The organism is Actinoplanes sp. NBC_00393, assembly GCF_036053395.1.
GTDB lineage: Bacteria > Actinomycetota > Actinomycetes > Mycobacteriales > Micromonosporaceae > Actinoplanes.
Genome location: NZ_CP107942.1, coordinates 831858 through 846162, shown reverse-complemented (window position 1 = coordinate 846162; position 14305 = coordinate 831858). Strand labels below are relative to the sequence as shown.

Here is a 14305-nt window from a genome sequence, read left to right as displayed (position 1 = left end):
AGGACATGAGCACAGTGCTGGATCCCTCCGAGTACGACGACGTCATCGTCACCGTGGCGACCTCGCACGGCGAGACCACCGCCACCCTGACCGAATGGATCGAGAGAGGACCCGGCCCGCGCCCCTTCGTGCACATCGTGGCAGCGCAACGCCGTGGCACCGGCGAGCGGATCGACCTCGATGAGATCCCCCTCGAGTACCACAACAGCCGGGAGAGCCGCCGGTTGCAACGCCTCGGGCAGCTCCCGACGCCGTGGGGACCCCCGCCGCCGGAGTGATCCCTCCTACCCGGCGGCGGCCTGGACGATGTCCCACTCGCCGTTGTGGATGAGGTAGCCGCGCCCCACCCCCAACCGCACCGGCGCCCGCCGCGGCAGCGTCACCCCCAGCAGATCACCGTCCAGATCGATGTTCGGCCGCAGCAGCAGGCCCGCCTTCGACCGGCGGACCGTCTGCGTCCAATGGCCGTACAGCGCCCGCAACGCATCCGCCCGCGCCGCGATGATCACGTGCAGGTCGGGGCGGTTCGCTGCCAGCAGGCCGGCGATCGCCCCGTCCGCGTCGTCCATGGTCTCCGCGTCGTCGATCAGCAGGACCACCGGACCGTCCATCGTCCGCAGCTCCGCGAGCAGCCCCGACGCCGCACCGCCAGCCGCCGCGAACCGGTCCAGGTCGGCGCATTCGCGCAGCGGTGACCGCCGCCCGCCGGTCGCCGCCACGTAGGCGCTGCCCCGCAGCACCGCGGCCAGCGTCGCCAGCACCGTGCTCTTGCCGCAGCGGGCCGGCCCGGCGATCAGCGCATGATCGCCCTCGTAGAGCACCAGCGGCGCGGCCTCCAGGTCCGACTCGCGGATCCCGACCGGCAGCCGCCACGGCTCGCCGGCCAGCGACGGCGCGGGCAGATCAGTAACGGCCACCGCCGAGGGAAGCACGCCGATCCGGGCCGCCGGCCGGGGCCCGTCCGGGTACTTCGCCGCGACCGCGGCAGCCATCGCCGCCGGTGTCGGCGTGGGCCGCCCCACCTGCGCCTGCAACCCCGCCGGCAGAGTGACCATGCGCCCGGCGCGTTTCGCGGGCACGTCCTTGCGGGTCAGCCCGGCCTGCACATAGTCGTAGGGGTCGGGCAACCGGAACAGCCACCGCTGCGTGGTCACCGACGTCCAGGCCGGCAGCACTGTGCTGAACCGGTCAGCGGTCACGGCGAACCAGATCCCGGCCGCGGTGCCGTCCGCGTACAGCCGGGTCAGCGTGTCCAGCACGGCAAGCCCTTCGACGTCGTCGAACTCGGCGCGCATCGCGGCCAGGTTGTCGATCAGCACGAGGATCGGGCGCCCGGCCGGTCCGGCGCGGCGACGGTCCAGCTCGGCGCGCAGGTGCCGGACCAGCCGCACCTGCCGCTCCCGGTCGTCCGCGGCGAGCACCGCGCCGGTGTGCGGCAGCGCCTCGAGAACGCCGAGGTCACCGGTGCCGTAGTCGATCGCGTACAGCTCGAGCTGATCCGGCGCACGAGCGACGGCCAGGCTCAGCGCGATCGACTGCAGGGCTGTGGTGGTGCCGCTGCCGGTGATCCCGAAGAGCAGCAGGTTCCCCTCGCCCGGATCCCAGCCGACCGGATACTGCTCCTGCCGATCCGGATCATCAGCGAGCGCGACCACAGCCCGCTCCGCGTCGGGTCGCAGCGCCGCCAGATCCACATCGCCGCCCAGCGGCTCAGGCCAGGGACGACGCGGCGCCGGCAAGCCTGCCGCAGCTGCCGCGATGGCATCCACCAGCCGCGCCAGGTCAGTTCTTTCCAACCCATTTCCGGTACGCGCGACGCCGTGAAACGCCGAATCCCGGCCGTCCCCTTGGTTCGGGCCCGCGACCGCGCCGGGGGCGGCCTGGGAGCCGCCGTCACGGCCCGGGCCGAAGACGAATGGCATCACCGACACCGGCGCGTCATCCCCGCCACCCGAAACCGTCGTGACCAGCGCCGTCTGGATCGGCACCACCTCACCCGGTCCGAGCCGCACATAGGCCCGCCCCGGCAGCAGCCGGCTCAGCTCGGCCGCCTCCCGGACCCCGATCACGTCCACCGAGTCGGCGGCGTCCTGCACCCGCAGCGCCACCCGCAGGTTCGTGTTCGTCCGGATGTTGTCGTTCACCGCGCCGGACGGCCGCTGCGTGGCCAGGATCAGGTGCACGCCGAGGGTGCGGCCCCGCTGCGCGATCCCGACCAGCGCGGTCAGGAAGTCCGGCAGTTCCTTGGCCATCGTGGCGAACTCGTCGATCACCACCACCAGTCGCGGCAGCGGAACTTGTGCGGCAGCGCCGCTTCGCACGTACTCGATCAGGTTGTCGGCCCGGACCTCGCGCAGCCGGCGCTCGCGATGCCGCAGCTCCGCCTCCAAAGCGCGCAAGGCGCGCTCGCCGAGCTGTTCGTCGAGATCGGTGACGAGCCCGACGGTGTGCGGCAGCCGCGCGCACTCGTCGAACGCCGCGCCGCCCTTGTAGTCCATCAGCACGAACGTGAGGCGGGTCGGGTCAGCGTTCGCGGCGAGGGCGGCGACCAGGCTGCGCAGCAGTTCGCTCTTGCCGGAGCCGGTGGTGCCGCCGATCAGCCCGTGCGGCCCGTCCCGGATCAGGTCGAGCGTGAACACGCCACGGTCGGTCACGCCGAGCGGCGCGGCCAGCGCCACCGGGTCGGCCCGGCGCCAGCGATCCCGGATCGCTTCCGCCTCGATGCTGGTCAGGCCGAGCATCGGGAGCAACCGTACGCCGTCCGGCAGCCCCGCCCCGCTCCGCCGCAGTTCGGGATCGTCGAAGCGGGACAGGTTCCGGGCGCAGGCCCGGGCGTCCGCGACCGCCAGCCCGGCGAGCAGCACCCCGGTCACTTCAGTGCCCTCGGCGGGCCGTCGCACGGTCGCGTCGCCGTCCTCGTCGAGGATCTCGATCACCGTGTCGCAGGCTGCGGGCAGCCGGTCGGCGGTCGCGGCGAGCACAATCGCGGCCACCGGAACCGGCCTCTCGCCCGGCACTCGCCTCGGCATCCTCGCCGCGTTCAGCAGATCCCGGGCCGGCGAGTGGACACCCTCGGTGAGCACGTCCGAATCGAGCACGATCAGCGCGGTACCGGCGGCCGCACCGGCCGCGAGCTGCCGCAACATCCCGTCGCTCTCGGCACGGCGGTGCGACAGCCACCGGCCGCTGTCGTCGCCGAGCCGGGTGTGCGGCAGCCACTTGCACCAGTCCCACTCCGGTTCCCGGCCGTCGTCGGCGAACACGCCGATCGACAGGTCGGCCGGCCCGTGATGCACGGCCGCCTGGCAGAGCAGGCTGCGGGCCACGGCCAGCGCGGCGGCCCGGTCACCGACGATGCCGGTCACTCCCCCGCCGGCCAGATTCACCTCGACCGGGGCGGCCGGCAGCCGGGCCGCCTCGATCCGCTCGGTCACGGCCTCCGGCAGCCGTCCGGCCGCGGGCTCGACGGGCGGGTTCCAGGGGCGGTCGGCGAGGCCCGCGTGCAGCAACAGGAAGTCGTCGTGATGCGTACGCCGCTCCCACAGCCGGGTGCTCGGCAGCTCGGCGCGGCGCAGGGCCTCGGCCGGGTCGGCGAGGATGTGCCGCAGCCGGGCACGCTCCACTTGCCCGGACGCGGCGAGCCGTTCGTCCAGTTCGGTGAGCTCCCGCTCGTACCGTTGCTGATCAGCGGCGGCCTCCTTGCGCCCGCGCCGCCGCGACTCCAGGTAGGTGCCCACCCCGATCAGCGGCGAGAGCAGCGCGAACAGCCCGAACCGCAGATCCCGGGTGATCGCCACCATGAGCCCGGCGAGGACCAGCGGACCCAGCGTGGAAGCAACGCTGAAGTGCGGTTTCGCCGGCTCCTTCGGTTCCGCCGGCGCGGTGGTCCCGGGTGGGCCGGCCGGTGGCGCGGACCGTGGCGGCCTATTGAAGGCCACCGTGCCGCCGCGGCCCAGATGCCGCAGCAGGTCCAGGCCAGCCGGGCGGTCCGCGTCGCTGACGCGACGCACCACCAGCGCGATCGCGCCGATCCCCAGCACGTCCCGCGGGTCGATCTCCGCAGGTTCGGTCAGGTTCACCCCGTTGATCTGTACGCCGTTCGCAGCGCCCAGATCGTTCACGGTGACCCCCTCCGGGGTGACCGTGAACAGGCAGTGCTCCCGCGAGACGGTGTCGTGGTCGAGCCGCAACCCGGCCTGCGGGCTGCGCCCGACCACCCACTGCCCCGGCGGCAACGGGAAGACCTGCCCGGCCCGCAGCCCGCCGACCGTCACCGCCTCGAAGCGCGGCCGGCTCCACGGCCCGGGCATCGCCGCTGCGCCCGCGGTGAGCAGGGCCCCTTCATGCAGTCCGGAGTCCCCGATCGGAACGGTCGTCGCAACGGGCCGGCCATCGATCGTCGCCGTGCCCGGGTCGGCCACGCCGAGCGCCCGGAAAAGGTCCGCAAGCGTGGCGTCCCGGCTGCGCGGGCGCACCGCGACGTCCCAGCCCGTCGCGGTCCCCGACCCCGCCGCGTAAGTGATGTGCACGCCCACCTCGCCTCGCCGTCCCGGCCCAGGCTAGCCGCAGACATCAGGCGATATCGATGTTGATCTCAGTCCCGTCGCAGTCGTTCGGCGAGCCAGGCCACGGCGAGCGGATAGCGGTAATCGATGCCGCCGTGCTTGCCCGGGAACAGCTCGAACGCGACCTTCTCGTCCGGCAGGCCGACGCGGCGCAGACCTTCCTTGAACGCTTCCGCACCCAGGTCGAGGAACCACTCGTCGCTGGTTCCGGCGTCGATCCAGACCGCGCGCAGGGAACGGAGCTCGTCGGCGTACCGATCAATCATCCGGATCGGATCCCAGGCCAGCCACCGCTCCCAGATCTCCGGGATGAGCTGCCCGGACCGTGGATCGAAGGGCAGCCGCGGCGTGCCGTCGGCGTCGGCCGAGAAGGCGGCCGTGCAGCCCAGCAGCAGCGTGAGCGGCATGTCCTCCTCCTTGGTGAACGCGACCCGCGAGTTGAAGTCCTTCCACCAGGCCTGAATGTCGTGGTCGTAGGCGCGCAGCGCCCGGGTGGCCTTGGCGAACTCGTTGAGATAGCAGTACTCGTAGAGCGCGTCCCCGGCGTGCGTGGCCAGCGCGCCGAACAGATCCGGCCGCAGCATCGGGCTGATCATCGCGCCGAACCCGCCGGACGACTTCCCGGAGATGGCCCGCGACTCCCGGTCCACGATCGTCCGGAAATGCGCGTCCACCCAGGGCACGACTTCGTCACAGAGGTACGAGTGGTACTTCCCGGTGCCCGGCGAGTCGACGAACTGCGACCCGCCGTAAGCGGTCCAGGCGTCCACGAAGACCAGGATGCAGCCCGGCGCCCGGCCCTCGGCGAACAGCCGGTCGGTGTTCTCGATGAACGAATCCCGGAACGCCTGCTTGTTGGCCCACATGGTGACCTGGCCCGAGTACCCCTGGATCACATAGATGCTCGGGTAGCGGGTGTCGCCCTGCTCGTACCCCGGCGGCGTGTAGACCCAGAGCGGCCGCACATGCGGGTCCCCGAGCGGGTTGTCCCGCAGCAGCGCCGACTCGATGCTCTCGTGGTGCAGAGTCCCGGCGAGTTCACTGATCCATATCGACATGGAGTCGAGTCAACTATCTTTTCCCGGCGCCCGCAGCCCACCGGCCCGGGGACGGTCCGGACCGATGAGCTGCTCCGGGTGTCAGCGACCCTGCAGGGCCTTGACGTTGTCGCCGAAGGTCCAGTTCCGTGAGCCGTCCCAGTTGATCGACCAGGTCATCAGGCCCTTGATGCCGGGAACGCTGTTCCAGGCCTGGCTGACCAGGGCGGGCGTCATGTAGCCACCACCGGCGCCGGGCTGGGCGGGCAGACCGGGCACCTGCTTGTCGTACGGAATCCGGATCGTCGTGCCCTGGATGGTCAGACCGTTGGCGAGGCACTGCGTCTGGACCGTGAAGCCCTGAACCGTGCCGGCCGAGTACGAGTCGCCGGCGCACCCGTACATGCTGCCGTTGTAGTACTGCATGTTCAGCCACCAGAGCCGGCCGTTGTCGAGGTACTTCTTGATGATCGGCAGGTAGGAGCCCCAGATCGAGCCGTAGACGACGCTGCCACCGGTCACGTACGCCGTCTCCGGCGCCATGGTGAGCCCGAAGTTCGACGGCATCGCGGCGAGCACCCCGTCGATGATCCGGATCAGGTTGGCCTGCGAGGTGGACAGCGTATTGATGTTGCCGCTGCCGGTGAGGCCGGTCTCGATGTCGATGTCGATGCCGTCGAAGTTGTAGGCCTTGAGGATCGGCACGATCGTCGCCACGAACCGGTCGGCGACCGCGCTCGAGCTCAGATCGATGCCGGCCGTGGCACCGCCGATGGACATCAGGATGGTCGCGCCCCGAGCCTTGGCCGCACAGATCTCGGCGGCGGTCGGCACCTTGACGCCGGCGTCCATGCCGTTCTCCCAGAGCACGGTGCCGTCCGAGCGGATCACCGGGAAGGCCGCCATGAGCACGTTGTAGCCGTGCTGGGTGATCCGGCTGTCGTTGATCGGGATCCAGCCCATGCCGGGGTGCACGCCGTTGGAGGCGCCGTCCCAGTTCTCCCAGTAGCCCTGCAGCACCTTGCCGGCCGGCCGCCCCTTGATCGCGCAGGCAGGCTGGCTGGTGGACGGCGACGGCGAGACCGACGGCGAGGTGGACGGCGAACTCGACGGCGACGCCGGAACTGACGGTGACGGCGAAGAGCCTCCAGTGCAGGCGCCCAGGTCACGCCAGAGCGTCGGCGTGGCGGCCGGGTTCCAGCCGGTCCCGGCGTAAGCGGTGTGCGTGACCAGGGCCTGATACAGCTTGGACTGGTAGGTGACCTGCTGCCCGGCGGTGTAGGTGGGCCCCTCCGCCCACACCGTCGAGGAGCAGGCGACAGCCGCGGCCCCGGTCGGCGAGAACGCCATCACGGCCCCGGTGGCCACCACCATCCCGGCGACCACTGCCATCAACCCGCGCCGAATTCCCATAGCCGCTCCCTGACCCGTGCGGACGTGTGCCTGACATAGTGGCGTTCACATCCGTAAATATCAAGGCTTCTTAACTATTACGGCTCCCGGCGCATCGGCCGAGTCCGGAACAGCGCTCAGCGTCCGCCGACCCGCAAGACTGAGGCTGAGCGCTGCACTCAGCGTTACCGAATGCTTGAGCCCGGAAGTCGCGTCGGTACCGCGCCCAGCGAGGTGGCCGCGCCGGGGCGGCGGGAACGGGCACGATTCGGCGGGACGGCCTCGCGCGTACCCCGAAGTGGGAAGCTCAGCCTGCCGCCGGCTTGACCGTCAGTGGGAGGCCGACGTAGGACGCGAAGCGTTCGAGGGCTGGTCGGGCATCGTCGAGGTCGAAGTCGGCCACCGGCTGGACGGTGACCGTCACCGCCTTCTTGCCCAGGGTGCGTTTCCACGTCGCCACCACGAGGCCGTCACGGACCAGGGTGGACTGGAAGACGCCGTTGTTGCCCGGGACGATCTTCGCCAGCTGCTCCTTGGTGGCCATCATCGAGCGGTCCTTGTAGCCCAGCAGATACTCATCGAAGCCGGGCAGCGCCCACCAGCCGGTCACCGGGCCGGCGTCGAGCACCTCCGGATCGGCCCACATCTCCACGCCGTCGACGTCGACGGACACCAAGCCCGCCGCCGCGATGCCGGCGCGGGAATCGGTCATGGGCAGACTGGTCCAGCCGGCGAAGTCCTTCACCGTGGCCGGGCCGTGTGACCGGAAATAGCGCTTGGCGAAGATCGCCAGGCCTTCCTCGCGGGACGGCTCATTCCGCGCGGGAACCCACTCGTCGAGCAGGACGAACGTCTGCTCCGAACCGGCATTCGGCGCTATCGCGGTCAGCGAGCGCTGTGACGCGTACCAAAGAAGGTGGTAACCGCGCTGACCGGTCACGTCGAGGCCGCCCTCGGCGAGCGCGGCCAGGCAGCTCGATCGCGGAAGTCGGCCGCCGCCGGCCGCCAGGGCGGCGGCGAGAAGCTCCATCGCCTGGTTGGCGATCTTCTCATTGAGCCCCAGATAGTCCCAGCGTTTCTCGACCGCGGTCAGCTGGCGCACGCCGGTGAGATCGAGCATCCAGTGCGCGTCGGCGGACGCGATGAGATGGACGGTGCCGCGCATCGGCCAGGTGCGCACCACCTGGCGCTCCTCGGTGGCCGCGACGATCTCGGGCAGAGACCTGCCTGGCAGGCGGGCGCCGAGTGACCAGAGCACACTGTTCAGATCCTGCGCCTGCATGGCGCCGAACCACTCCACGATGCCGGGCACGTCGTCGATCGACCGCGGGCCCAGCAACAGGCTGGTCATGCGAAGGCTCAGTGCCGTGTTCGTGTCCACGGCACCGAGCCTAGGCCTGAGGTACGACAGAAATCAGCGTCCGCGCGCCGCCCGGTAGCGCTTGATGAGCACGTTCGTGGACGAATCGGCGTCGTCGGCCGGCGCCGAGGCCGAGGTCAGCTTGGGCGCGAGCTGGTTGGCCATCACCTTGCCCAGCTCCACACCCCACTGATCGAAGGAGTTGATCTCCCAGATCACGCCCTGGGTGAAGGTGATGTGCTCGTAGAGCGCCACCAGCTGACCGAAAGTGCCCGGCGTGAGCTTCTCCGCGAGGATGGTCGTGGTCGGGTGATTGCCCTGCATGACCCGGTGCGGCGCGACCTTGGGGTCGGTGCCCTCGGCCTGGACCTGCTCCAGCGTGCGACCGAAAGCGAGCGCGCCGGTCTGAGCCAGGAAGTTCGACATGAACAGGTCGTGCATCTCGCCGATGTCGTGGTTGGGCACGCTGAAGCCGATGAAGTCCGCCGGGATCAGCTTCGTGCCCTGGTGAATGAGCTGGTAGAAGGCGTGCTGGCCGTTGGTGCCGGGCTCGCCCCAGAACACCTCGCCGGTCTGGAAGGTGACCGGGTCGCCGGACAGGCGCACCGACTTGCCGTTGCTCTCCATCGTCAGCTGCTGGAGGTAGGCGGCGAAGCGGTGCAGGTACTGCGCGTAGGGCAGGACCGCGTGCGACTGGGCGCCGAGGAAGGTGTCGTACCAGACGTTGAGCAGGCCGAGCAGCGCCGGTACGTTCCGCTCGATCCGCGTGCTGCGGAAGTGCTCGTCGACGGCGTGGTAGCCGGCGAGCATCTCGGTGAAGCGCTCCTTGCCGATCGCGATCATCACGGAGAGGCCGACCGCGCTCGGGAGCGAGTACCGGCCGCCGACCCAGTCCCAGAAGCCGAACATGTTCTCGGTGTCGATGCCGAAGTCAGCGACCTTCGCGGCGTTCGTGCTGACCGCGACGAAGTGCTTGGCGACGGCGGCATCATCGCCGAGTTTGCCGAGGAGCCAGCTCCGGGCCTCGCGCGCGTTGGTCAGCGTCTCCTGCGTGGTGAAGGTCTTCGACACCACGATGAACAGCGTGCTCGCCGGGTCGAGGTCCTGGGTCTTCTCGTACAGATCGGTGGGGTCGATGTTGGAGACGAACCGGCACTCGATGTCGCGCTGCGAGAAGTCCTTGAGAGCCTCGTACGCCATCACGGGGCCCAGGTCGGAACCACCGATCCCGATGTTGACGACGGTCTTGATGCGCTGACCGGTGTGCCCGGTCCACGCGCCGGAGCGGACCTTCTCGGCGAAGGCGCCCATCCGGCCCAGCACCTCGTGCACGTCGGCGACGACGTCCTGGCCGTCGACGACCAGCTTGCTCGAGGACGGCAGGCGCAGGGCGGTGTGCAGGACGGCCCGGTCCTCGGTCACGTTGATGTGCTCGCCCGAGAACATCGCGGTGATCTTCTCGCTCAGCTTCGCGCGCTGCGCGAGCGCGAACAGGGCGGTGAACACCTCGTCGGTGACCAGGTTCTTGCTGTAGTCCACATACAGGTCGGCGACCTCGGCGGCGTAGCGCTCGCCGCGCTGCGGATCACTGCCGAACAGGTCGCGCAGGTGCACCGCCGAGAACTTCTCCGCGAGTCCCTGGAGGGTCTGCCATTCGGCACTGTCGGAAACGTGTTCGCTCATCTCTCCCACTCCGAAATCCTGGCATGAACCGCCGTACCCGCGAGGTTAGTCGGCGGACGATCTGCCCCGCTTGCTACCCCGTACGGCACTCGTGTCCCCCGAGACTGCTGGTTTCACTCCTGCCGGAAATTGTCGTACCTACGTTCTAAGTTCTCCGGCATGGTTTCCGCGGCGTACTCGTATCTCGGCTCGTCCACCCTGGACGAGAGCCTCACCCTGCAGACTTCCGGCGGTCCGGCGGCGCACCCCCGGTTCTTCACCGGCTTCCTCACCGATCCCGGCGCCGCGGCGACCGGCCTGCTCGCGGTCGCCGAGGTCGCGCGGACCAGATATTTCCGGCCGGTCAGCCCGGCCAGCCTCGATCCGGTGGTCACGGCCGGGTCCGACCGGTTGCGGTTCGAGTCCTTCTCCGGCTGCTGCGGGGTGTACGCGCGGATGGACGTGCTTCCTGCAGGGCTGGACGGGGAGATCGTGGCGCACGGGACCACCAACGTGGACGTCAATGTGCCTTTGCAGCGGGCTCTGACCCGGGTCGGGCGTGCTGACCCGCTGCACGTCGCGGTCGGTCCCGACGATCTCACCGTCACCACGTTCGACGGTCCACTGGTCGAGCGGAAGGTGCCGCTCCCGTCCCGCTGGCTGCGCGGTTTCGCCGAGGCGCAGGTGCTGACCGCCCGGTTCGACCCACGCGCCGAGATCGGCGCCGCCGAGGCTCGGGTGCTGCTCAACCGGCTTCCGGCCAGCGACCGCTCGATCCTCTGGGCCGTTCCAGCCGGGCGCTCATTGCGCCTCACGTCCCGGCCTGCGCCGGGCGCGGTCTGCCTGCCGGGCGCCGGCCGCCTGGCCGCTTTGAAACCCTTCCTTCGGTACGCGTCAGCGCTGCGCGTGTACGGTCCATCCGTCGCGGCGGGCAGCGGTCCGGTCGCCAGCACCTGGGAGCTCAGCATGCCCACGCTGCGGTTGTCGCTGACCCTGTCGCCGGAGCCCTACCGGGGGTTCTCCGGCGAGGGCGCGGTGCTGGAGTCACTCGCCGCCGACGAGACCTCCGACGACGCCGACCTGATCAGCGCCCTGCTCTCCTGGGACCCGGCGATCGACGTGGACGCTCTCGCCCTGGCCGCCGGCATCGAGGCGCGCCGGGTCCGGGACGCGCTCGCCCAGCTCGGGGTGGCCGGGCGGGTGGGCTACGACGTGGCCGAGGCGGGCTACTTCCATCGCACGCTGCCGTACTCGGCGGCGGCCGTGGAGCGGATGAACCCCCGCCTGGCGGCTGCGCGGGCTTTGGCCGAGACGGGTGCCGTCGCTTACACCGGCGACCTGGCGATGGTGCGCAGCGGGGACATCTCCTACCAGGTGCGGCACGCCGCCGGGGCGTATTCGTGCACCTGCCCGTGGTGGGCGAAACACCGCGGCGAGCGGGGCCCGTGCAAGCATGCCCTCGCCTTCCGGATGGTCCGCACCGAGTTCGCGGTGGAGTCGGCGGCATGAGCCTCACCTGGGAGGAGCTCGATCAGCTTGCGCAAGCCGGCCAACTCGACCGCATCTCCGCGCGACTGGTGTCGGCCACCGAACCCGAGCGGCTGGCGGCCGCCAAGCAGGTGGAAGCGGGCATCAGAAGTCTGGACCCCGATCTCTTGTGGCGGTCGGATCATCAGCCGTCCGCCGGCTGGGCCCTCGCCGTGATCGGCTGCATGCCGACCGCGGCCCGCGCCGCCGCGCTGCTCGGCCGTCGCAGCATGCGCTCGTGGAGTCGGACCGCTCCGGAGCGGTTCCTGGTGATCGCCCGGGTCCGCGAGCTGCCGTGGATCGGTGAGCTCGGCGTCCGGCTCGCTGAGCGGCTGCCGGCCCGTGACGTCTGGTCCGAGGACTGGCAGTTCACCGCCGCCCTGCTGCGGGCGGGCGGCGCCGAGCCACCGGTCACCGAAGGTTTCGTGCGCGGCTGGCTGGATGATCTGCTGCGCTCCTGGTTGCAGTCCCCGTTGCACCGGCGGCTGCGCGAGGATCCGTTCCTCGACCGGTTGCTTCCCGCCGTCTTCGAGATCGACGGGCTCGGCGCCGAGACGGCCACCGGGCAGTGGGACGCCGTGCCCCAGTTCCCCGCCGCCGTCGCGGCGCTGGTGGCCGAGGGCAGGCTGGACCGCAAGGTCATCCTGAACTCCACCGTCGACCGGCTGGTCCGCGGTGACCGGGCCAGCGCGTTGCGACCGTTCGCGATGCTGCACGAGGCGCTCGACCCGACCGTCGACGAGCTCGCCTCGCACACCCTCGACTACGCCCGGCTGGTGCCCGACGCGCCGTCCACCATCGCCGGCATGGCGCAACGCGCGCTGCGTGCGGTCGAGGAGGCCGGCCGGCTGGACCTGGACACCCTGCTGGCGGTCAGCCTGCCCACCCTGCTGCGGGCTGAGAAGACCCTGGTCAAGGTCCAGCTGTCGGCGCTGGAGCGGGCGGTTCGCCGGGAGCCGGAGCGGGCCGGCGAGATCCTCGAAACGGTCGCTGCGGCCTTCAGCCATCCCGCTCTTGACATGCAGGAACGGGCTCTCGCCCTGATCGGCCGGCACACCGGGCGCCTCGACCGGGACACCCTGGCCCGGCTGGCTGACGCCGCCGGGTCGCTCGCCGGTGACCTGCCGGTCCGCAGCGCGGAGGTGCTGGGTGTGGCCGTTGCGGCGGACGAGCCGGTGGTGCTTCCCGGTCTGCCGCCGGTCCAGCCCGTGACCGAGGTGCCGCCGCCGATCGGGAGCGCCGCCGAGCTGGCCGAGGAGGTGCTGCTCCTGGTGACCGGTGAGACCGCGCTGGGCTGGGAACGGGTGTTGGAGGCCCTGCTGAGGCTGCCCCCTGCCGAGGTCGGCACCGCGCTCGCTCCCCTGCTCGATCGCTACCCGCACCACTTCTCGGAGCAGATCTGGGCGCCCAGCCAGCAGCGCCTCGCGTATCTCGGCGAGGCGATCCGCGTGCTGTCCGGGCGACGGCGCGGCGGCGGTCTGTGGAACCGGATGATCCGCGCGCTGAACACCGGCCGGCGCGGTGGTGCCGACTCGCCCTTCGAACGGAATCCGGAAGGCGTGTTGTCGGCCCGCGTCGCCGAGATCTCGGTCGAGTTGACTCGCTGCCCGGTGCCGCTGCTCCTCGCCACGCCTACACACGTCAACGGCAGCCTCGACGCCGAGGTGCTGTTCGAGCGCCTCACCCGGTTCGAGGCGGACGGCTTACAGCCCTGGCGCCTCGATCTCGAGCAGGCCCTGCTGCGCCTGCCTCGCCCGGCCGTCCCCGATCCCGCCCTGGTCGAGCGTGCCCGCCGGCTCACGTCGCCGGCCGGCCGACAGTTCGCGGTCTGGCTGGCCGACGGTGGACTGCCCGATCCGGTCAGCACCCGGGTGGAGCAGTGGGTCGGGGCGAAATCGCCACGGACCGGCCGGGTCCGGCCCGACCGGGTGCTCGTGGATCTGCGGCCGGCCCGCACGGGCGGGCTCAGCCTGGAGAAGCAGTTGCTCACGCTGGAGCGTCCGGCTCTTCCTCGCTATCTGGCGACCGAGGATCCGGCGGAGAGCGACATCGTCACGGCTGTTCTGCCGCATCACCGCGAGGCGGTTGCGGCTTGGGCTCTTCCCGGTCTGGCTGCGCTGGCCGACCAGGATGTGCGCGGCGGCGGAAAGCTCCTGCCTCTGCTGGCCGAGTGCACCGGTCCGGTCGGCCCGGCAATGATCTTGGCGCTGGCATATGTGCTGGCCGCACGCCATGAGTCCGACCGGGTGGCCGGGGTTGATGCGTTCCTGACCCTGGCCGCTGGAGACTCGCCATTCGCCGGCCGCGAACCCTCTGCTACCGGCTGCCGCTCTTTCGCCGCCGCGCTCGGCGCCGAGCTGGGCCGGCTCTGCGGCCCGGACAGCCAGATTAAACTCACCCGAGTCGTGCCGGCGCTGACCGACGCCCACCGCGCCGGTGCCACCGCCGCCGTCTGGGACGTCCTGCAGCACGCCCTTCCCTTGCTGCTCCCGAAGCCACCACGCGGCCTGCCCGACCTGCTCGAGCTGGCCACCCAGGTGGCCCGGGCGGTCCGGGCCAGCGCCGACATCCCCGAGCTGGCAGCGGTCGCCGGCCGCAGCGGCTCGTCCCGCCTGTTCAAGGAGGCCAGACGCTTGCAGAGCGTCCTGACCACCTGACCGGCCGAGAGTTTCACTGCCGGCCCAAAGGGGCGGACCTGCCGACCAAGGCCGCGCGGTCCCTGACCCCGGCCGTGACACCTTGCGACGGAACGGGAAAGCGCC

General features: G+C 70.9%; 8 protein-coding genes. 3 read left to right on the top strand and 5 right to left on the bottom strand.

All coding sequences use genetic code 11. The features are described 5' to 3' along the window. The first annotated feature begins 5 nt into the window (after positions 1-5). Entirely contained in the window at positions 6-278 is a 273-nt protein-coding gene (locus tag OHA21_RS03740) for a hypothetical protein (RefSeq protein ID WP_328470141.1), read from the top strand. Positions 279-284: 6 nt separating this feature from the next. On the opposite strand, the gene OHA21_RS03735 is transcribed toward OHA21_RS03740, so the two are convergent. The 5 genes from OHA21_RS03735 to pgi all read right to left on the bottom strand — a co-directional run bounded on the left by OHA21_RS03735 (position 285) and on the right by pgi (position 10037). Beyond that, positions 285-4529: an FtsK/SpoIIIE domain-containing protein gene (locus OHA21_RS03735; protein WP_328470139.1), complete on the bottom strand. Its 4245-nt coding sequence runs from the start codon at positions 4527-4529 to the stop codon at positions 285-287. A 65-nt stretch (positions 4530-4594) separates the two neighbouring features. Beyond that, the gene (locus tag OHA21_RS03730) at positions 4595-5623 is read right to left on the bottom strand and encodes an alpha/beta hydrolase (RefSeq protein WP_328470137.1); all 1029 of its coding nucleotides are present in this window, start codon (positions 5621-5623) and stop codon (positions 4595-4597) included. Between the two features lie 81 nt (positions 5624-5704). Continuing rightward, positions 5705-7015, bottom strand: coding sequence for a carbohydrate-binding protein (locus OHA21_RS03725; protein WP_328470135.1), 1311 nt, complete (start codon positions 7013-7015; stop codon positions 5705-5707). Between the two features lie 286 nt (positions 7016-7301). Next, positions 7302-8375: a winged helix DNA-binding domain-containing protein gene (locus tag OHA21_RS03720; RefSeq protein ID WP_328470133.1), complete on the bottom strand. Its 1074-nt coding sequence runs from the start codon at positions 8373-8375 to the stop codon at positions 7302-7304. Between the two features lie 33 nt (positions 8376-8408). Continuing rightward, positions 8409-10037 carry a glucose-6-phosphate isomerase gene (pgi, locus tag OHA21_RS03715; protein ID WP_328470131.1) on the bottom strand — a complete coding sequence of 543 codons (1629 nt, stop codon included), beginning with the start codon at positions 10035-10037 and terminating at the stop codon, positions 8409-8411. Positions 10038-10196: 159 nt separating this feature from the next. Here pgi and OHA21_RS03710 point away from each other — a divergent pair, with 159 nt between their 5' ends. Together OHA21_RS03710 and OHA21_RS03705 are read left to right on the top strand one after the other, a co-directional pair. Next, the gene (locus OHA21_RS03710; protein WP_328470129.1) at positions 10197-11525 is read left to right on the top strand and encodes an SWIM zinc finger family protein; all 1329 of its coding nucleotides are present in this window, start codon (positions 10197-10199) and stop codon (positions 11523-11525) included. Further along, complete coding sequence (locus OHA21_RS03705; protein ID WP_328470127.1) at positions 11522-14200, top strand: DUF7824 domain-containing protein; 2679 nt, start codon at positions 11522-11524, stop codon at positions 14198-14200. The genes OHA21_RS03710 and OHA21_RS03705 overlap by 4 nt, the downstream gene beginning before the upstream one ends. The last annotated feature ends 105 nt before the right edge of the window (positions 14201-14305 follow it).

Bases quoted from the DNA above. Each gene is read 5' to 3' on its own strand.
- pgi (WP_328470131.1), bottom strand. From the start codon at position 10,037: ATGAGCGAACACGTTTCCGACAGTGCCGAATGGCAGACCCTCCAGGGA.
- OHA21_RS03730 (WP_328470137.1), bottom strand. From the start codon at position 5,623: ATGTCGATATGGATCAGTGAACTCGCCGGGACTCTGCACCACGAGAGC.
- OHA21_RS03710 (WP_328470129.1), top strand. From the start codon at position 10,197: ATGGTTTCCGCGGCGTACTCGTATCTCGGCTCGTCCACCCTGGACGAG.
- OHA21_RS03740 (WP_328470141.1), top strand. From the start codon at position 6: ATGAGCACAGTGCTGGATCCCTCCGAGTACGACGACGTCATCGTCACC.
- OHA21_RS03705 (WP_328470127.1), top strand. From the start codon at position 11,522: ATGAGCCTCACCTGGGAGGAGCTCGATCAGCTTGCGCAAGCCGGCCAA.
- OHA21_RS03725 (WP_328470135.1), bottom strand. From the start codon at position 7,015: ATGGGAATTCGGCGCGGGTTGATGGCAGTGGTCGCCGGGATGGTGGTG.